Consider the following 18,730-nt stretch of genomic DNA (forward strand, 5'->3'; position numbering starts at 1 on the left):
TCCTTCAGGTGGACCATTGGGATGGTGATAGGGGCGGATTGTGACAGGACGACAATGCTTGCCAAAAGCAGTTTGTTCCGCCACAGAAAAAGAAAACCAGAGGATGCCTATGACCTTGATTGCGCTTTCCGGCGAGCTGACGGATGCCGGACATCGGCTGGTGCAGCGCGTCTATTACGAGGACACGGATTTTTCCGGCGTCGTCTATCATGCCCGGTATCTCCATTTCATGGAGCGGGCGCGCACCGATTATCTGCGTCTTCTCGGTGTCGAACAGGCGACGCTGGCGATCGAGGACGATACCGAAGGCCTTGTCTTCGTCGTCCACCGCATGGAGATTGACTTCAAGCAGCCGGCCCGCATGGACGATATCCTGACGATCACCACGGCGACGGAAAAGGCCGGTGGCGCCAAGATGGTGCTCGCCCAGGAAATCCGCCGCGAGGGCATGCTGTTGATCGCAGCCAAGGTGATCATTGCCGTTATCAACGGTCAGGGGCGGCCGCGGCGGTTGCCGGAGGCTTTGGGCAAGAAGTTTCTCGGGGAGGGCTGAGGTCAGCCGTCGGCCTCGACGGCTTTCAGCATCGCCTTGGTCAGGCTCTGTTTCCAGTCGTTTGCTTCCGCCCAGGGATCGATGCCGCTTTCCAGCCGCTCGAGAATATCGGGAATGTGAAAGCCATTGGCGGCATCGAGATCGTCCAGTTCGTCCCAGCTGATAGGCGTGGCGACCGGGCCATTGGCGCGGGCACGCACCGAATAGGGGGCGACAGCGGTGGAGCCGCGTTCGTTGCGCAGCCAGTCAATGAAGATGCGTCCTTTGCGCTTGGCTTTGGACATTGTGGCGATGTAGTTGTCCGGATCGTCATTGGCGATCTTGGCGGAAAGTCCCTTGGCAAACGCCTTGGCGTCCTCCCACGGCGCGCGTCGTGACAGCGGCACGATGACATGAATGCCTTTGCCGCCAGAAATCATGGCGATGGATTTCAGACCGAGCTCGTCCAGCGCTCCCCGGAGTGATATCGCCGCCTGCTTGACCGTTTCGAACGTAACGCTCGGGTCTGGATCGAGATCGAAGACCAGCCGGTCGGCGGCATCGAGATTGTCGATGGTCGAGCCCCAGATATGCAATTCGATCGTGCCCATCTGGACAGCGGCCACCAAACCCTTGGCATCATCGACGTAGAGGTAATTGGCGGTATTGCCGTCGGATTCCTGGATGGGAACCTGATGGATCTCATCGGGAAAGCCGTCGCCTGCATGTTTCTGGTAAAAGCACTGATGATCCGGCCCTTGCGGGCAGCGCAGGATCGAGGCCGGGTGTTTGGCGGCGAACGGCAACATACGATCGGCAACGACGCCGTAATAACGGGCGAGATCGATCTTGGTGATATCTGGATTGGAAAACAGCAATCGGTCGGCATGGGTAATCCGGATACCGAGCACGTCGCCGTCTACATCCTTGTCTTTGCGCGCTGGGCGTTTCTGGTCGGTAGCGGGTTCGGGTTTTTGTGCGGTGGCTGCCGGTTCTTTCGCTGCAACCTTTTGTGGCACTGGTGATCTCTTTGTTTCGGGCGTCACGGCAGAAGCCTCCTTGTCCTCGCGCAGGCCCTGAAAGGCCCCATGGCGGATATGACCATCATCGGTAAACTCGGCGAAATCGACTTCCGCCACAAGCTCGGGTTTCAGCCAGATTGCGTCGCGGGCGATCTCGTTCGGGACTCTCTCGAACGGCGAGGTCTTGCGCGTGAGTTTTGAAAACCGGGCGGCCATGCCGGACATCGTCTCCTCGTCGAACCCGGTGCCGACGCGGCCCTGATAGACGAATTTTTCGCCTTCATATGCGCCGACCAAGAGCGAGGCGAAGGCCCGGCCGCGCTTGTCGGAGGGCGAGTAGCCGCCGATGACGAATTCCTGCCTCTTGGTGCATTTGATCTTCAGCCAGCTGCCGACGCGGCCTTCCCGGTACGGCGCATCGGCTTTCTTGGCGATGATGCCTTCCTGACCAGCCTTGCACATGGCTTGGAAGACCTTTTCGCCATTGCCACGGACATGCTCGCTATACTGAATGGCACGGCTTGGCCCCAGTGTTTCCAAGAGAGCTTTTAGGGCTTGCTTGCGTTTGACCAGAGGCGTCTTGCGCAAATCCTTGCCATTGAGGTGCAGGAGATCGAAGGCATAGAATCGGGTTTCGCCGCCGGTCTTGATGGCCCTCTGCAGGGCGGAAAATTTCGAGCCTTCGTCTGAGGCCGCGACGGCTTCACCGTCGATCAAAGCGTTGTCACAATCCAGCGCCCCGAACCCATGGGCGATGTCGGGGAATTTTTCCGTCCAGTCGAGCCCTGTGCGGGTGAAGCAGGTGATGCCATCCTTGCCGATGGAAACCATCAGGCGGTAGCCGTCGAATTTGGCTTCATTCAGCCAGTCTTCGCCTGCCGGTGCGTCCGCAACGAGTGTCGCGAGTTGCGGCTTGACGAATCCAGGCGCATCGCCGGCGCGCTTCCGTTCATGCCTCGGCTTGGGTGTCTCCTTAGCAATAGCGCCCGCTTTGACATTATCGGCAGCACTTTTGTCGGATTCCCAGACATGCGCATTTTTTTCGCCCTGGCCGGAGGCGATCTCCTCCATCGAACGGCCGGTTTTCACGCTGGTCAGGTTGTCCGTCAGCAGGCTTTCGCCGTCTTCGCCGGTTTCCTCGTCATGCTCCTTGATCAGCAGCCAGTTCTCACGCTTCTCGCCATTGCGCGGCTTCATCCGCACCAGCGTCCAACCGCCATTCATGCGCTGTCCGTGGATGTGGAATTTCAGTTTGCCGTCCTTCAGCCCTTCGTCGGGATCGTTGTCCGGTTCCCACCAGCCGGTATCCCACAGCATCACCGTGCCACCACCATATTGCTTCTTCGGGATCGTGCCTTCAAAGTCACCATAGGCCATTGGGTGATCTTCGGTGCGCACCGCAAGACGCTTGTCTTCCGGATTGATGCTCGGACCGCGCGTCACTGCCCAACTCTTCAAAACGCCCTTCCATTCCAGCCGGAAGTCGTAATGCAGCCGGGTCGCATCGTGTTTCTGCACCAGGAAAAGTTTGCCCGCCTTGGCCCGTTTCGATGCACCTTTCGGCTCCGCGGTCTTGGTGAAGTCGCGCTTGCGATTATACTCTGAGAGGGTATCGGGATGCTCGGCCATGGTGGTGCCTCACGCGGATTTTTTCTTCTGAGCGGGTTTCTTCGGTGAGGCCTTGGCGCTGCTGCTTTCAAGGCTCTTCTTGAGTGCCGACATCAGATCGACGACATTGTCGCCGCGCTTGCCGGTGTCTTCCTCTTCCTCGACTTCGATCTTGGCCTTCTTGCCCTTCAGTTTTCTCTGCACCAGTTCCTTCAGCGCCGTCGAGTAATTGTCCTTGAAAGTTGTGGCGTCGAATGGTGCCGTCTTCTTGTCGATCAGGGCGGTTGCCACCTCCAAAAGATCGTCATCGGAGGTTTTACCGGAAAGGCCATGGAACATCGGGTCTGCTTTGCGCAGTTCGTCGGCATAATGCAGGGTCTCCAAAAGCAGGCCGTCGCCGCAAGGTTTGATGGCTGCAATGTATTCGCGCCCGCGCAACGTCAGCTGGCCAAGCCCCACCTTGCCCGATTTGCGAAGAGCATCCCGAACCACCCGATAGGCGTCCTCTGCCAGATCGTCGGAGGGAACGACGTAATAGGGTTTGTCATAGTAGATCGGCGAAATCTCGGAAGCATCGACGAACTGCACCAGTTCCAATGTCTTCTTGGTCTCGAGCTTGACGGCGTCGATTTCCTCCGGTTCGAGCAGGACATACTTGCCGCTCTCATATTCGTAGCCCTTGACGATTTCGTCGGTGTCGACCGGCCCGATGCCATCGACGACCTTGTCGTAGTGCACAGGCTTGCCGGAGGGCTCGTGGATCTGGCGGAAGGCAAAGCGCGCGCCGGTCTTGGTGGCGCTGAACACTTCAACGGGGATGGAAACGAGGGAAAGGCGCAGCTGCCCTTTCCACAATGCACGCGATACCATGTCGCCACCTTTTCCGTGTGTCGGTTTAGTGCGGAATATTCGCGCTGGTGTCGCGAGCCAGCAGACGTTCCAGAGCGGCCACGTCCTCGCTGGTAATCACAGGTACCGGATCAGATATCATGGCCTGCAATACGTCCGGCGAGATAGCACCGTTCTCGATTGCCCATTCCAGTGCTTCGCGCGTCTCTCGTTCTGCTCTCAGCTGCGCGTAGAGCGCAAGGATGAGGCGGTCACGGTGATCGAAGTGCCGCCGCGAGGGGCGTTTGGGCGATTTTTTTGGCGTGATGGTGCTCATGGCGATCAAACGCGGCAGGGCAGGGATTGTTCCGCGAGCCAAGTCTTTGTGAAGACGTCATTGCAGTGCAGTATAGTAAGACTCTCTTAACCATAATGATGTCTTAATGCACATATTAGGGTTTTGTGCAGTGCACGTCATCCTTTCACCAAGATTGAACGCAAAAAGGCAGACAGGAAGCTTAAAGATCGGCATGAAGCCGGTTATCGGCGGCTGCCGGGTCAATCTTGCAACAATGACGTTTGAGCACCCTGGCTGTGAGCATGTGACTGCTCTTGCCGGGCGTTTGGATTCGGGGATTTGAGACTATGGAACAGGTTGGATTGGCTGCAGCGACGACAGATGTGACGCTGTGGTCGCTATTCATGCAAGCAGGCTTCGTCGTGAAGCTGGTCATGCTGGGACTGATTGGCGCTTCGATCTGGACCTGGGCGATCGTCGTCGACAAGTCGATGAAATTCGGCAAGGTACGCCGCCAGCTGGATGCCTTTGAACAGGTATTCTGGTCCGGCCAGTCGCTGGAAGAGCTTTACCGGACGCTGTCCGACCGGACGAACTCCGGCATGGGCGCGATCTTTGTCTCGGCCATGCGCGAATGGAAGAAGTCGTTCGAGCGCGGCGCCCGTTCGCCGATCGGTCTGCAGATGCGTATCGACCGGGCGATGGATGTGACGCTGTCACGTGAGGCAGAAGCGCTGGAATCGCGGCTCGGATCGCTGGCAACCATCGGTTCCGCCGGCCCGTTCGTCGGCCTGTTCGGTACGGTCGTCGGTATCATGACCTCGTTCCAGGCGATCGCCGGTTCGAAGTCGACCAACCTCGCAGTCGTTGCTCCCGGTATCGCCGAGGCGCTTCTGGCCACCGCCATCGGCCTTCTCGCCGCTATCCCGGCGGTTATCGCCTACAACAAATTCTCCGCTGATGCCGGCAAGCTGACGGCGCGCATGGAAGGTTTTGCCGACGAATTCTCGGCCATTCTTTCGCGCCAGATCGATGAAAAGCTGCAGCCGCGCCAAGCTGCACAATAAGCCGCGCAGTAAAAGCCTGAACGGTACGAATACGGAGATAGACCATGGGTATGTCAGCAGCAGGTGGTGGATCGAAGGGTGGCGGCCGTCGTGGCCGTGGCCGTGGCCGCGGCGGCAAGGGCGTCATGAGCGAAATCAACGTGACGCCGTTCGTCGACGTCATGCTGGTGCTTCTGATCATCTTCATGGTTGCCGCTCCGATGATGACGGTCGGCGTGCCGATCGACCTGCCGGAAACGCAGGCGAAGGCGCTGAATGCCGAAACCCAGCCGATCACCATTTCGGTCAAGACCGATGGTCAGGTCTTCCTGCAGGAAACGCCGATCCCGGTCGAAGAGGTCGCAGCCAAGCTCGAGGCGATTGCGACGACAGGCTACAGCGAGCGCATCTTCGTGCGTGGTGATGCGACGGCGCCTTATGGCGTGATCGCCGATGTCATGGCGCGCATCCAGGAAGCCGGATTCAAGAATATCGGTCTCGTCACCCAGCCGCAGAAGGGCCAGTAGAGCGCGTACGATGAAGAGCAGTCTCATCACATCCGCTGTGCTGCATGGCCTGGTTCTGACCTGGGCGCTGGTGTCGCTTGGCAGTCCCAAATCGTTCGAGGTCTCCAGCATGGAGTCCATTCCGGTCGATATGGTGTCTGTCGAAGAGCTGACCCAATTGCAGCAGGGAGACGCAAAGGCTCCGAAGTCCGAGAAGCCTTCGCCTATCCCGACAAAAAAGCCGGCCGAAATCAACACTGGTGAGAATACCGGTGACAATAGTGTCGATCTGAAAACACCACCAAAACCAGAATCCAAGCCGATCGAGAAGGAATCGACCGGGGCGATCAAGTCTGAAGAAAAGCCACTGCCGACACCTGAACCGGTGAAGGAAGACACGCCCGATGTGACCGAAGAAAAGCCGGCATCGGAGCCTGCGACGGAAGTTGCCGCGTTGCCGGAGCCGAAGCAGGAGGTTCAGCCCGACCCTAAGCCTGCCGAGACACCCGCCGAGGAGAAGCCTGCGGAAAAACCGGATGCGGAAGCCTTGCCGGACAAGGTTCCGACGCCGATGGCAAAACCCAAGGTAGAGCAGCCGGCACAGACGGCCAAGACGCCGGATCGCAAGAACGAAGAAACCAAGACGGAAAAGAAGAAGACATCGACGGCGATGAAGTCGGATTTCGATGCTGATGAAGTGTCGGCTCTCCTCAACAAGCAGGACTCGTCTGGCGGCGGCACGAAGCGGTCCACCGAAACGGCTTCGCTCGGTGCGAAGAAAACGACTGGCAACACGCTGTCTGCCAGCGAAATGGATGCGCTGCGGGGCCGGATCGAGAACAATTGGTCCGTTGTTGCCGGAATCTCCGGTGCCGAAGGTCTGACGATCACGGTCACGATGCAGCTCGGCAAGGATGGCGAGATCATCGGACGGCCTGAAGTGGTCGCCTCCGGTGGAACGGATGCTGCTCGGCGAACCTTCGAGGGCAGCGTGCGGCGCGCCATCATGAAGTCGGCGCCGTTCGATAACCTGCCCGCAGACAAATACGATTCCTGGAGCGAAGTGGTCGTCAATTTCGATCCAAGCTCCATGCTCTAGAATATCATAGAATGAATGGCTGAAAGGCTCCGTTACAATGTTGAAACGCAACCCCTTCCGTTTTCTCGTCGCGCTCGTGACGATGGTCACATTGATGACCGCACCCGCACATGCACGCGTGGAAATCAATATCAGCAAGGGCAATGTCGAGCCTTTGCCAATCGCCATCACCGATTTCCTGCAGGGTGAGCTGGGCCAGAAGATTTCCGACGTCGTCGCAGCCGACCTGAAGCGCTCCGGCCTGTTTGCGCCGATCGCCAAAACTGCCTTCATCGAGAAGATCACCAATCCGGATGCCGCTCCGCGTTTTGAAGACTGGAAGGTCATCAATGCGCAGGCGCTGGTCACCGGCCGTGTCACCCAGGAGGGCGATGGCCGTCTGAAGGCTGAGTTCCGCCTGTGGGATAGCTTTGCCGGCCAGCAGATGGCAGGCCAGCAGTTCTTCACCCAGCCGGAAAACTGGCGCCGTGTCGCGCATATCATCGCCGATGCGATCTATGAGCAGATCACCGGTGAAAAAGGCTATTTCGATACCCGCATCGTCTATGTCGCCGAAAGCGGCCCGAAGACGGCGCGCAAGCGTCAGCTGGCCATCATGGACCAGGACGGCGCCAATGCGCGCGGTATCACCAATTCCAACGATATCGTGCTGACGCCGCGTTTCTCGCCGAACAAGCAGGAAATCACCTACATGTCCTTCGAGGGCAATGAGCCGCGCGTCTATCTGCTGCAGCTCGAAACCGGACAGCGGGAAGTGGTCGGTAATTTCCCCGGCATGACCTTTGCGCCGCGCTTCTCGCCGGATGGCCAGCGGGTGATCATGAGCCTGCAGCAGGATGGCAATGCCAACATCTACACGATGGATCTGCGTTCGCGCACCACGACGCGCCTCACATCGACTGCGGCAATCGATACCTCGCCATCCTACTCGCCGGATGGCGGCCAGATCGTCTTTGAAAGCGACCGCGGCGGCCGTCAGCAGCTCTATGTCATGAGCTCCGGCGGTGGTGGACAGAACCGGATCTCGTTCGGCGACGGCTCCTATTCGACCCCGGTCTGGTCACCACGCGGAGATCTGATCGCTTTCACCAAGCAGTCGGGCGGCAAGTTCTCGATCGGCGTGATGAAGCCAGACGGTTCGGGCGAACGCATCCTGACGACCGGCTTCCACAATGAAGGCCCGACCTGGGCTCCGAATGGCCGCGTCCTGATGTTCTTCCGCCAGAACTCTGGTGCTGGCGGACCGCAGCTCTATTCCATCGATCTGACCGGCTATAACGAACAGCTGGTCCAGACGAAGGGCTTTGCGTCCGACCCGGCATGGTCGCCACTGCTCGAATAGCATTGTGACGGTGCGGCGGGGAATATGGCGAATTTGCCGCTTTCTCGCCGCAAAGGACTGATCTAGCAAGCCTCCAAGCGAATTTTAACAGTCTGCTAACCATATCCGTTGAAATGGGATTAACCGCTTCCGGTTACAGTCTGGCAACCCTGAATTAAGACAGACCATCCAAGGAGACCGGCCCATGAGCCGCATTCACGCCCAGGCCGCAGGCCGCATGCAATCCATCGCCCGCAACCCGATCATGATCGCTCTCTTTGCAAGTCTGGCACTCGCAGCCTGCGCAAAGAAGCCGATGAACAGCGCTGGCGATCTCGGCCTCGGTGCCAACGCGGCGACACCGGGCTCGACCCAGGACTTCACCGTCAATGTCGGCGACCGCATCTTCTTCGATACGGACTCCACGTCGATCCGCGCAGACGCCCAGGCAACGCTTGATCGTCAGGCGCAGTGGCTGGCCAAGTATCCGAACTACGCCATCACGGTCGAAGGCCATGCCGACGAACGCGGCACCCGCGAATACAACCTGGCACTTGGCGCACGCCGTGCCGCGTCGGCCAAGGAATATCTCTCCTCGCGCGGGATCTCGGCCTCCAAGATCCGCACGATCTCCTACGGCAAGGAAAAGCCGGTCGCCGTCTGCGACGACATTTCCTGCTGGTCGCAGAACCGTCGCGCTGTCACGGTTCTCGGCGGCGCCGGCATGTAATTGCCGGACATTCAATAATCTCTCGAGAAGGCGGTCATTCGGGCCGCCTTTTCTTTTTTGTCACACTTTTACCGAACTCCGTTGCTTTTTGAGACCAATTGGAAAACTGTGCGGCAATCATCCGTCAACCGATTTGAACCGGCTCGGATGAGAGTGGATACATAAACAGGACACATGACATGAAACATTTTGTCGTGGCGGGATTGATCGGCCTGACTGCCTTTGCGGGGTTTGGACAGACAGTGACCGCCATGCCGCTTTCCGCGCTGTTTAACCGCGCAATCCACGGCGAAGCCCAATCGCCGGGCAAGGCGCCGCTGCTGAAGATCCAGTCGAACGAGGTTGGACGCATCGGGCAGCTCGAGGAACAGATCCGCTCGCTCAACGGGCGTATCGAAGAAATGAGTTTCCAGCTTCTGCAGATGCAGGAGCAGATCCGCAAATTCCAGGAGGACAACGAGTTTCGTTTCCAGGAACTGGAAGGTGGCAAGTCGGGCTCTACCAAGAAGAGCCAGCTGGAAACACCGCGCACCAACGATCTGGCTTCCGGCACCGCGCCGGCAGCGACTGATCAGGCAACGGCAACCGATCCCAACGCAGGTTTGGGATCGGGTACCGTTGCCGGTGCCAATACCAATACGAGCCCTGGCACACCGTCATCGACGCTTGGCCAGATCGTCTTTGACGAAAACGGCAATCCCGTCGCTGCGAACCAGGATACATCGAGCCTTGAATCGACGCTTCCGGGTGCGGATCAGGGCATCAATGAGACGCCGGACAGCCAACAGCAGACGGCAGCGCTTGATAATCCCGGCGATCTCTATCAGTCGGCCTATGGCCATGTGCTGACGGGTGATTACAGCAAGGCCGAAAACGAATTCCGATCCTATCTCGAAGCGTTCCCGAAAGGCGAAAAAGCCGCGGATGCCAGCTTCTGGATGGGTGAGGCGCAGTATTCCCAGGGCAAGTTCAACGATTCCGCCAAGACGTTCCTGAATGCGCACCAAGCCTACAGCAAGTCGCCGAAGGCGCCGGAGATGCTGTTGAAGCTCGGCATGTCGCTGGCGGCGCTCGACAACAAGGACACGGCCTGCGCCACGCTGCGCGAGGTCAATAAGCGCTATCCGAAGGCTTCGCAGGCGGTAAAGACCAAGGTTGCCAGCGAACAGGGCCGCCTTGCCTGCTGAGGCGGACCGCACCGCGCCGCATGCCGCCATTGATTCGGCAAAACAATTTCTCTCCACATTCAAGACACCCGGCATGATCCTTGCCGCCGTTTCCGGCGGCAGCGATTCAAAAGGTCTGCTTCTGGCGCTGCATGACGCGATCACGCTTGGCGGCTTCTCAGCCTTTTCTTTGTCCGCCTGTACCGTCGATCATGCGCTGCGGCCCGAATCCGCTGAGGAAGCGCGCGTGGTCGCGGCCTTCTGCGCTGAAAAAGGCATTCCACATACCATCCGCCAATGGCAGGGCGACAAGCCGGTATCCGGCATTCAAGCGGCTGCCCGCGCAGCGCGCTACGGGCTTCTCGCCGATGCGGCGCAGGGTACCGGCGCCATCTGCATCGTCACGGCCCATACCATCGACGACCAGATTGAAACGATTGCCATGCGGCAAAGCCGGTCGGAGCCTGACGCGCCTGGTCTGGCCGGCATGGCCGCCGGGGTTCTTGTCGACCGCCGCGCGTGGGTCTGGCGTCCCTTTCTCCATCTGTGCCGGGCTGAGATTCGTGCATTTCTCGCGGCGCGCGGCGAGGGGTGGTTCGACGATCCGAGCAACAGCAACCGGCGTTTCGAGCGCGTGCGTGTCCGGCAGGAACTGAACGGGGACGGAACGTCGTCTGCGGATATCCGGGCGGCAGGGAGAGCCCGTATTGGTTCGAGCGAGCGTACCGCGCTACTACTTGCCCGGCATGCGCAGGGATTCGACGGACTTGTGGCGCGGGTCGACCCTGCGCTCTTTGCCAACATGGCTGACACTGATAGTGCGCGTGCGGTTTTATCCATCGCTGCCGTAGTGGGTGGACGTCACCATCTTGCCGGCCGCGAGACCGCAGCGCGGCTTGCCACCTTTCTAGGAGATGCAGAGGGCGGCCGTATGACGGCCGGGCGCGTGGTTTTCGATCGCCGCAAGTCGGGGCTCTATCTCTATCGCGAGGCGAGAGACCTGCCGCAAATCGAACTCCAGCCGGGTGAGCGTGGCCTCTGGGATGGCCGCTTTAGGGTCAGGAATACAGGTTCGGACCGTATTTCCGTTCGCGCAGGCGGTGAGACGGCCGAATTGCGCGCGAGACTGATTGCCGCAGGCCTACCCGAACCGGTGGCCAAACGCGCCGTGAAATCGGCCATCGGTCTTTTTGCTATGGAGGGGGTATCATCTCATTCGGATGCTGCGGTTCCTTTGCTGCCAACGCCTTGCGTGCAAAGCCATATTGACCTTTACGACACCTTTTTGCCGTGTTTCGACCTGATGATGGCCAACAGCATTGCCGCGCTCTTTGGCCGTGACCACTATCTTACTCCTCCGGTTCACGATGTTTTGACGGAAAAGTCAGGTTAGTCTTGAGTTTGCCTTGGCAAGCCGGTCACGCAACCCTATGTTAGGGGCAAGAATGCAGCCACAAATCATTGCGGGTTGCTACAGAGGTTCCGGGGAGTTCGATGAACCCTAATTTCAGAAATTTTGCACTTTGGGCAATCATTGCCCTGCTTTTGATCGCGCTGTTCAGCATGTTCCAACAGCCGACCGAGCGCACTGGTTCGAAGGAAGTTCCCTTTTCCCAGTTCCTGAAGGACGTTGACGGAAGTCGCGTCAAGGAAGTGGTGATCACCGGCAACAAGGTGATCGGCTCGTATGCCGAGAGTGGCGCGACTTTCCAGACATATGCGCCTGCCATCGACACGGCCCTGACCGAACGGATGGAAGCCAAGAATGTAACCGTGACGGTTCGCCCCGAAACCGATGGTTCGTCCGGCTTCCTGAGCTATGTCGGAACGCTGCTGCCGATGCTGCTCATCCTCGGTGTCTGGCTGTTCTTCATGCGCCAGATGCAGGGTGGCTCACGTGGTGCGATGGGTTTCGGCAAGTCCAAGGCCAAGCTTTTGACCGAAGCGCACGGGCGCGTCACGTTTGACGACGTCGCAGGCGTGGATGAAGCCAAGCAGGACCTCGAGGAAATTGTCGAATTCCTGCGCGACCCGCAGAAATTCCAGCGCCTTGGTGGCCGTATTCCGCGCGGTGTGCTGCTTGTTGGTCCTCCCGGCACCGGTAAGACTCTTCTTGCCCGCTCAGTCGCCGGTGAAGCCAACGTACCGTTCTTTACGATTTCCGGTTCGGATTTCGTTGAAATGTTCGTCGGTGTCGGCGCAAGCCGTGTTCGCGACATGTTCGAACAAGCCAAGAAGAATGCGCCCTGCATCATCTTCATCGACGAAATCGACGCCGTCGGCCGCCATCGCGGTGCCGGGCTTGGCGGCGGTAACGACGAGCGCGAACAGACGCTCAATCAGTTGCTGGTCGAGATGGACGGGTTTGAGGCCAATGAAGGCATCATCCTGATCGCTGCGACCAACCGTCCCGACGTTCTTGACCCGGCACTGTTGCGTCCGGGCCGCTTCGACCGTCAGGTTGTCGTCCCGAACCCGGATATCAATGGCCGCGAACGCATCCTCAAGGTGCACGTCCGCAACGTGCCTTTGGCTCCGAATGTCGATCTCAAGGTTCTCGCACGTGGCACACCGGGCTTTTCCGGTGCCGACCTGATGAACTTGGTCAACGAATCCGCCCTGATGGCTGCGCGCCGCAACAAGCGCGTCGTCACCATGCAGGAATTCGAAGACGCCAAGGACAAGATCATGATGGGCGCGGAACGCCGCTCGTCTGCCATGACCGAAGCCGAAAAGAAGCTGACTGCCTATCACGAAGCTGGTCATGCCATCATGGCGCTGAAGGTTCCTGTAGCCGATCCGCTGCACAAGGCGACGATCATTCCACGCGGCCGTGCGCTCGGCATGGTCATGCAGCTCCCCGAAGGCGACCGCTATTCGATGAGCTACAAGTGGATGGTTTCGCGCCTCGCCATCATGATGGGCGGCCGCGTTGCCGAGGAAATCACATTCGGCAAGGAGAACATCACCTCCGGCGCGTCTTCCGACATCGAGCAGGCCACAAAGCTTGCCCGGGCAATGGTCACGCAGTGGGGCTTCTCCGATGTGCTCGGACAGGTTTCCTATGGCGAAAACCAGCAGGAGGTTTTCCTCGGGCATTCGGTTTCTCAGACGAAAAACGTGTCTGAAGCGACGGCCCAGAAGATCGACAACGAAGTTCGCCGCCTGATCGACGAGGCTTATATGGAAGCTCGGCGGATCATTACCGAGATGCACAGCGAGTTCGTTGCGATCGCCGAAGGCTTGCTCGAATACGAGACGCTGACCGGTGAGGAGATCAAGGCCTTGATCCGTGGCGAAAAGCCTGCCCGTGACCTTGGCGACGATTCGACACCGCACCGCGGTTCGGCTGTTCCGTCGGCTGGAACCAAGAAAGACGGTTCTGTCGGCAAGGGCGATGAAGCTGAAGGCGGTTTTGAACCACAGCCACAATAGTCTGCGTGAAGTAAAAAAATCGAAATGGAACCGCCGCGCCCTGATGCGCGGCGGTTTTCGTTTGTGTCTACTGGTTTTGGCCGGCTCCAGCTTGGTAACGTGCTGTAATGAATTCTGATGATACAACGGGATGTTGTTGCGCAAGATTTATGGCATGACTTAGCGCAGCATGCCCAAAGGGACATGTCGGATTTTGGTTTATCCGCAGGTATGACTGAGAGCGGGAGCGCTGTGGAAGAGCCGTCGTTTATGGCGCTCCCCGGCGACAGCTTCTTGAAGTGACCCATTGGGCTTGAGATGGAATGCAGGGCGATGTCGCCGGACGTGCTCTCCTGGTGAGCCGCTGGTACCCCTGAAAAAAATTGGAGTTTTTATGAAGCGCAAATATTTCGGCACGGATGGTATCCGCGGGCAGTCCAATGTCTTTCCAATGACACCTGATCTGGCCATGCGGGTCGGCATTGCCGTCGGCACCATCTTCCGCAACGGCGCGCATCGCCACCGGGTGGTGATCGGCAAGGACACCCGGCTGTCCGGCTACATGCTGGAAAATGCGCTGGTGGCCGGCTTTACCGCTGCAGGCCTCGACGTGTTTCTGCTTGGGCCTATTCCAACGCCCGGCGTCGCCATGCTGACGCGCTCGCTGCGCGCCGATGTCGGCGTGATGATTTCGGCCTCGCACAATCCGTTTGAAGACAATGGCATCAAGCTGTTCGGCCCGGACGGCTACAAGCTATCCGACGAGATCGAAGCTCAGATCGAAGATCTTCTCGAAAAGGACATGACGGCACAGCTCGCCAAATCCCAGGAGATCGGGCGGGCCAAGCGCGTTGAAGGCGACATCTATCGTTATATCGAACATGCCAAGCGCACGCTGCCGCGCGATGTGACTCTGCAGGGACTGAGGGTCGCCATCGACTGCGCCAACGGCGCTGCCTACAAGGTCGCACCTCTGGCTCTTTGGGAACTTGGTGCCGACGTGGTGACCATCGGAAACGAGCCGAACGGCGTCAATATCAACCTTGAATGCGGCTCGACGCATCCGGCTGCGTTGTCGCGGAAAGTGCATGAGGTGCGGGCTGATATCGGTATCGCGCTTGATGGCGATGCCGACCGCGTTCTGATCGTTGATGAGAACGGCACCGTTATCGACGGTGATCAGTTGATGGCGGTTATCGCCAACAGCTGGGCCGACGACGGCGTGCTCAAGGGCAATGGTATTGTCGCGACAGTGATGTCCAATCTCGGCCTGGAGCGTTATCTCAACGGCCGTGGCCTCGATCTCCACCGCACCAAGGTTGGCGACCGCTACGTGGTCGAGCATATGCGCCAGCACGGCTTCAACGTCGGTGGCGAGCAATCCGGCCATCTGGTTCTTTCGGACTTCGGCACCACCGGCGACGGCCTTGTTGCCGCCCTTCAGATCCTTGCGTGTGTCAAGCGCCAGGGCAAAACCGTCAGCGAAGTTTGCCATCGCTTCGACCCTGTGCCGCAGGTGTTGAAGAACGTCCGGGTGTCGGCCGGTATGCCGCTTGAAAATGCCGCTGTGCGCCAGGCCATTGCCGACGCCGAATCCGAGTTAGCCAAAAATGGCCGCTTGCTGATCCGCCCGTCGGGCACCGAGCCCTTGATCCGCGTCATGGCGGAGGGCGATGACAGAGGCCAGGTGGAGCGCATCGTCGACGAACTGATCAGCGTAATCGGCGGCGTGCGCAACGTCGCCTGATTTGCATCTCCCACCAGACTTGAAGAGGCCGGGTTTTCTCCGGCCTTTTTTATTTGTTGCTTACGGAGCGGTGTGCGTTGCTTTGTCTGGAAGCAAAATCATTAACAACTACGGTAAATTTTTGTAGTTAATCAGACCTTAACCTTTCCTATTCATGATCCATGTCAACACAATTTGTTGGAGGCCGGTTTTCTGGCCGACCAGGCAGCAAGAAGTATTGGAGTGTGGCCATGAAAACTATCTTGATTGGCGTTGTTGCAGCTATGCTCGGCAGCACCGCAACCTTCGCCGCGGATCTTTATGAACCGCCTATGGAGCAACCCGTTGCAGAGCCGGTTCAATTGGTTGAGGCCAGTGGATGGTATCTGCGCGGTGACGTTGGCTATGCTTTCACCAATCTCCGTGGTGCCAATTTCTATCAAGGTCCGGGCCGCTATGTTCGCGATTTCGACGATGCGGAACTCGATGACAGCTGGACGGCCGGTGTCGGTGTCGGTTACCAGATCAACAACTATCTGCGTACGGACGTCACGCTCGATTATCTCGGCAATGCGGATTTCGAAGGTTCGACATCCGGCGGCTGCGGTGTTGCCGCCGTCTGCACCTCGCGCGATGTTTCGGCGATTGCAGCCTGGAGCCTGATGGCCAACGCCTATGTTGACATCGGCACCTACGGTTCGTTCACCCCTTACGTCGGCGCCGGTATCGGCGGTACGCAGGTCAAGTGGGACAAGCTGCGAAACACAAGCTGCGAAACCGGAAATCCGGCCAATTGCGATCCGACCTTCGAACACGAAGGCAGCAGCAAGTGGCGCTTCACCTACGCCCTGATGGCGGGTACGGCGATCGACCTGACTTGTAACCTCAAGGCTGACGTCGGCTACCGTTTCCGTCACGTACTTGGTGGCGATATGTTCGGCTACAATGCAAACAGCGGCCCGGGTTCTGACAAGGGCATGTATCTCCATGAAGCCCGCGCCGGTCTGCGTTACTCCTTCGGCGGTTGCGCGGAAGCTTACGTGCCGCCGGCTGAGCCGATCGTTTACAAGTAAGCGTATCGCGCTTCTCGTTTCAAAAGGCCGTCCGGTTTCCGGGCGGCCTTTTCGGTTTTGCGGGTCTGCATGGTTAAGAAGCATGCTTAACCTCAGGTTAACCGGAGGATGCGATGATGAAGGTTCATAAACACGGGCGATAGCAATTACTGTCGCCGTCACCGTTTTTCCAAGGACAGCACAATGAAGTTGCGGCACACTCTCCTCAATGCATCTGCACTGATCCTGCTGTTTGCCGCTGGACAGGCGATGGCGGCAGATCTTCTCGAAGCGCCGGAAGTCAGTATCTCGCCCATGGAAACTGTCGGCCAGGGCTTCTACCTCCGCGGCGATCTCGGTTATGCCGGATGGACGCGCGGTGGCGACCCATCGCTGCGCCTGTTCGATGCGGGTACCGGCACCACCAACTCTGCGTCCTTCGACAATGATTTTGACGAGCCCTTTTCCGGAACACTCGGCGTCGGCTATCAGTTCAACGATATGTTCCGTGCCGATTTGACCGGCGACTATTTCGAAGGGGACGTTCGGGGAAGCGGCAGCGCGAACATTCCGTGCGTCGGCGAATCTGTGGGAACCGCGTGCGCCGGCGGTCTCAATGCCGACTACAAGGCGATCGGCCTGATGGCGAATGGCTATGTCGATCTGGCGACGGTGGCGGGCTTGACCCCCTATGTCGGTGCCGGTCTTGGCGTGACACAGCTTCGCTGGAACGACGTCGCGTTGCGCACCAGTTGCGTGCCCGGATTAGCAGGTTGCTCCGGTGCTGGACCGGTCGATCAGACCTTTAACGGTGAAAGCAGCTGGCGCCTGACCTATGCGCTGATGGCCGGCCTTTCCTACAACATGACCGAGCAGCTGAAACTTGACGTTGGCTACCGCTACTCACAGATCACCGATGGCGACATGTTCAACGGCAGCGATACCGACGGTCTCGACGACGGTCTCGGCCGTCACGAAATCCGCGCCGGTCTGCGCTGGTCGCTCTGGTAGGCACAGTGGCATCTGCATCCGGCAATGCTCCCTGCGCCAAAAATATTTTCAGAAACGACACATCAATCTTGACTTCCAGGCCTGTCCGCAATATCCACGGCGGCAGGCCACCTCTCCCTAACGAGAGGCTTTCTATCTGGAAGGATAGCTTTGATGACGACCCCTGCGACACCGGAATTGCGTCCGGTCAACACCCATTTTTCTTCTGGTCCCTGCTCCAAGCGCCCCGGTTGGTCGCTTGATGCGCTCTCCGATGCGGCTCTGGGCCGCTCGCACCGTGCCAAGGTTGGCAAGAGCAAGCTGAAGCAGGCGATCGACCTCACCCGCGAAATTCTTCAGGTGCCGGCGGACTACCGCATCGGTATCGTACCTGCTTCCGACACCGGTGCCGTCGAGATGGCGCTCTGGTCGCTGCTCGGCCCGCGTGGCGTCGACATGGTTGCCTGGGAAAGCTTCGGCTCCGGCTGGGTCTCCGATCTCGTCAAGGAGCTGAAGCTTCCTGACACCCGCAAGTTTGTTGCCGATTACGGCAAGCTTGTCGATTTCAGCCAGGTCGATTTCGACCGCGACGTCGTCTTCACCTGGAACGGCACCACCTCGGGCGTCCGCGTTGCCAACGCCGATTTCATTCCCGCAGACCGCAAGGGCCTGACGATCTGCGATGCGACATCCGCCGCGTTTGCGCAGGACCTTGATTTCGCCAAGCTCGATGTCGTCACCTTCTCCTGGCAGAAGGTTCTGGGCGGCGAGGGTGCTCACGGTATTCTCATCCTCAGCCCACGCGCTGTCGAACGTCTGGAAAGCTATGAGCCTTCATGGCCGCTGCCAAAAATCTTCCGCATGACCAAGGGCGGCAAGATCATCGAAGGCATCTTCCAGGGCGAAACGATCAACACGCCCTCGATGCTTTGCGTTGAAGATTACATCGATGCGCTCAACTGGGCAAAGTCGCTCGGTGGCCTCACGGCGCTGATTGCCCGGGCCGATGCCAATGCGCAGGCCATCGATGACTTCGTCGCCAAGACGGACTGGATCGCCAATCTTGCCGTCGATCCGGCAACGCAGTCCAACACCTCGGTCTGCCTGAAGATCGTAGACAAGGACGTTTCTGCACTTGATGCTGCGGGCCAAGATGCCTTTGCCAAGGGCATGGTCGCCCTTCTCGAAAAGCAGGGCGTTGCTCTCGATATCGGCGCTTACCGTGATGCGCCGTCCGGTTTCCGTATCTGGGCCGGTGCGACGATTGAGACCTCTGATCTCAAGGCGTTGATGCCTTGGTTCGACTGGGCCTTTGCGACCCAGAAGGCGACGCTATCTCAGGCTGCTGCCTGACCGGATTTTGACCGCGCCAACAGGGCGCGGTCGCTCCCA

At 58.9% G+C, this 18,730-nt stretch carries 16 protein-coding genes; 13 read left to right on the forward strand and 3 right to left on the reverse strand.

The features are described from left to right. Positions 1 to 109 precede the first annotated feature (109 nt). Positions 110 to 553, forward strand: coding sequence for a tol-pal system-associated acyl-CoA thioesterase (ybgC, locus tag R6X40_RS12080; RefSeq protein ID WP_318414213.1), 444 nt, complete (start codon positions 110 to 112; stop codon positions 551 to 553). Between the two features lie 2 nt (positions 554 to 555). Here the strand turns inward: ybgC and ligD are convergent, their stop codons facing one another. Genes ligD through R6X40_RS12095 form a run of 3 tightly spaced genes read right to left on the reverse strand, consistent with a single transcriptional unit; the run spans position 556 to position 4,327 of the window. Further along, complete coding sequence (ligD, locus tag R6X40_RS12085; RefSeq protein ID WP_318413868.1) at positions 556 to 3,183, reverse strand: DNA ligase D; 2,628 nt, start codon at positions 3,181 to 3,183, stop codon at positions 556 to 558. A gap of 9 nt (positions 3,184 to 3,192) precedes the next feature. Continuing rightward, the gene (locus R6X40_RS12090) at positions 3,193 to 4,032 is read right to left on the reverse strand and encodes a Ku protein (RefSeq protein WP_318413870.1); all 840 of its coding nucleotides are present in this window, start codon (positions 4,030 to 4,032) and stop codon (positions 3,193 to 3,195) included. Between the two features lie 25 nt (positions 4,033 to 4,057). Further along, positions 4,058 to 4,327 (reverse strand): hypothetical protein, encoded by a 270-nt coding sequence (locus R6X40_RS12095; protein ID WP_318413871.1) that lies wholly within the window; start codon positions 4,325 to 4,327, stop codon positions 4,058 to 4,060. Between the two features lie 308 nt (positions 4,328 to 4,635). Between R6X40_RS12095 and tolQ the strand changes: the two genes are divergently transcribed. The 12 genes from tolQ to R6X40_RS12155 all read left to right on the forward strand — a co-directional run bounded on the left by tolQ (position 4,636) and on the right by R6X40_RS12155 (position 18,691). Further along, positions 4,636 to 5,355, forward strand: a complete 720-nt coding sequence (tolQ, locus tag R6X40_RS12100; RefSeq protein ID WP_318413873.1) for a protein TolQ — start codon at positions 4,636 to 4,638, stop codon at positions 5,353 to 5,355. A gap of 44 nt (positions 5,356 to 5,399) precedes the next feature. Further along, positions 5,400 to 5,861 (forward strand): protein TolR, encoded by a 462-nt coding sequence (tolR, locus tag R6X40_RS12105; protein ID WP_318413875.1) that lies wholly within the window; start codon positions 5,400 to 5,402, stop codon positions 5,859 to 5,861. Positions 5,862 to 5,871: 10 nt separating this feature from the next. Next, positions 5,872 to 6,939, forward strand: coding sequence for a cell envelope integrity protein TolA (locus R6X40_RS12110; protein WP_318413876.1), 1,068 nt, complete (start codon positions 5,872 to 5,874; stop codon positions 6,937 to 6,939). A gap of 37 nt (positions 6,940 to 6,976) precedes the next feature. Further along, the gene (gene tolB, locus R6X40_RS12115; protein ID WP_318413878.1) at positions 6,977 to 8,281 is read left to right on the forward strand and encodes a Tol-Pal system beta propeller repeat protein TolB; all 1,305 of its coding nucleotides are present in this window, start codon (positions 6,977 to 6,979) and stop codon (positions 8,279 to 8,281) included. A gap of 184 nt (positions 8,282 to 8,465) precedes the next feature. Then, entirely contained in the window at positions 8,466 to 8,990 is a 525-nt protein-coding gene (gene pal, locus R6X40_RS12120; RefSeq protein ID WP_318413879.1) for a peptidoglycan-associated lipoprotein Pal, read from the forward strand. Between the two features lie 179 nt (positions 8,991 to 9,169). Continuing rightward, positions 9,170 to 10,177: a tol-pal system protein YbgF gene (ybgF, locus tag R6X40_RS12125; protein WP_318413881.1), complete on the forward strand. Its 1,008-nt coding sequence runs from the start codon at positions 9,170 to 9,172 to the stop codon at positions 10,175 to 10,177. Positions 10,178 to 10,250: 73 nt separating this feature from the next. After that, on the forward strand, positions 10,251 to 11,549 hold the full coding sequence (tilS, locus tag R6X40_RS12130; protein WP_318414214.1) for a tRNA lysidine(34) synthetase TilS: 1,299 nt from the start codon (positions 10,251 to 10,253) through the stop codon (positions 11,547 to 11,549). 101 nt (positions 11,550 to 11,650) lie between these two features. Further along, the gene (ftsH, locus tag R6X40_RS12135) at positions 11,651 to 13,591 is read left to right on the forward strand and encodes an ATP-dependent zinc metalloprotease FtsH (RefSeq protein ID WP_318413883.1); all 1,941 of its coding nucleotides are present in this window, start codon (positions 11,651 to 11,653) and stop codon (positions 13,589 to 13,591) included. Between the two features lie 373 nt (positions 13,592 to 13,964). Continuing rightward, entirely contained in the window at positions 13,965 to 15,317 is a 1,353-nt protein-coding gene (gene glmM, locus R6X40_RS12140; protein WP_318413885.1) for a phosphoglucosamine mutase, read from the forward strand. Positions 15,318 to 15,547: 230 nt separating this feature from the next. After that, on the forward strand, positions 15,548 to 16,369 hold the full coding sequence (locus tag R6X40_RS12145; RefSeq protein ID WP_318413886.1) for an outer membrane protein: 822 nt from the start codon (positions 15,548 to 15,550) through the stop codon (positions 16,367 to 16,369). Between the two features lie 183 nt (positions 16,370 to 16,552). Next, positions 16,553 to 17,359 (forward strand): outer membrane protein, encoded by an 807-nt coding sequence (locus tag R6X40_RS12150; RefSeq protein ID WP_318413888.1) that lies wholly within the window; start codon positions 16,553 to 16,555, stop codon positions 17,357 to 17,359. Between the two features lie 153 nt (positions 17,360 to 17,512). After that, on the forward strand, positions 17,513 to 18,691 hold the full coding sequence (locus tag R6X40_RS12155) for a phosphoserine transaminase (RefSeq protein WP_318413889.1): 1,179 nt from the start codon (positions 17,513 to 17,515) through the stop codon (positions 18,689 to 18,691). The last annotated feature ends 39 nt before the right edge of the window (positions 18,692 to 18,730 follow it).

Origin of the sequence: Rhizobium sp. PL01, assembly GCF_033447125.1 — a bacterium.
GTDB lineage: Bacteria > Pseudomonadota > Alphaproteobacteria > Rhizobiales > Rhizobiaceae > Pararhizobium.

What these genes read in the sequence shown, in the direction of transcription:
- ybgC (WP_318414213.1), top strand. Translation starts at nt 110, where the DNA reads ATGACCTTGATTGCGCTTTCCGGCGAGCTGACGGATGCCGGACATCGG.
- ligD (WP_318413868.1), bottom strand. Translation starts at nt 3,183, where the DNA reads ATGGCCGAGCATCCCGATACCCTCTCAGAGTATAATCGCAAGCGCGAC.
- R6X40_RS12090 (WP_318413870.1), bottom strand. Translation starts at nt 4,032, where the DNA reads ATGGTATCGCGTGCATTGTGGAAAGGGCAGCTGCGCCTTTCCCTCGTT.
- R6X40_RS12095 (WP_318413871.1), bottom strand. Translation starts at nt 4,327, where the DNA reads ATGAGCACCATCACGCCAAAAAAATCGCCCAAACGCCCCTCGCGGCGG.
- tolQ (WP_318413873.1), top strand. Translation starts at nt 4,636, where the DNA reads ATGGAACAGGTTGGATTGGCTGCAGCGACGACAGATGTGACGCTGTGG.
- tolR (WP_318413875.1), top strand. Translation starts at nt 5,400, where the DNA reads ATGGGTATGTCAGCAGCAGGTGGTGGATCGAAGGGTGGCGGCCGTCGT.
- R6X40_RS12110 (WP_318413876.1), top strand. Translation starts at nt 5,872, where the DNA reads ATGAAGAGCAGTCTCATCACATCCGCTGTGCTGCATGGCCTGGTTCTG.
- tolB (WP_318413878.1), top strand. Translation starts at nt 6,977, where the DNA reads ATGTTGAAACGCAACCCCTTCCGTTTTCTCGTCGCGCTCGTGACGATG.
- pal (WP_318413879.1), top strand. Translation starts at nt 8,466, where the DNA reads ATGAGCCGCATTCACGCCCAGGCCGCAGGCCGCATGCAATCCATCGCC.
- ybgF (WP_318413881.1), top strand. Translation starts at nt 9,170, where the DNA reads ATGAAACATTTTGTCGTGGCGGGATTGATCGGCCTGACTGCCTTTGCG.
- tilS (WP_318414214.1), top strand. Translation starts at nt 10,251, where the DNA reads ATGATCCTTGCCGCCGTTTCCGGCGGCAGCGATTCAAAAGGTCTGCTT.
- ftsH (WP_318413883.1), top strand. Translation starts at nt 11,651, where the DNA reads ATGAACCCTAATTTCAGAAATTTTGCACTTTGGGCAATCATTGCCCTG.
- glmM (WP_318413885.1), top strand. Translation starts at nt 13,965, where the DNA reads ATGAAGCGCAAATATTTCGGCACGGATGGTATCCGCGGGCAGTCCAAT.
- R6X40_RS12145 (WP_318413886.1), top strand. Translation starts at nt 15,548, where the DNA reads ATGAAAACTATCTTGATTGGCGTTGTTGCAGCTATGCTCGGCAGCACC.
- R6X40_RS12150 (WP_318413888.1), top strand. Translation starts at nt 16,553, where the DNA reads ATGAAGTTGCGGCACACTCTCCTCAATGCATCTGCACTGATCCTGCTG.
- R6X40_RS12155 (WP_318413889.1), top strand. Translation starts at nt 17,513, where the DNA reads ATGACGACCCCTGCGACACCGGAATTGCGTCCGGTCAACACCCATTTT.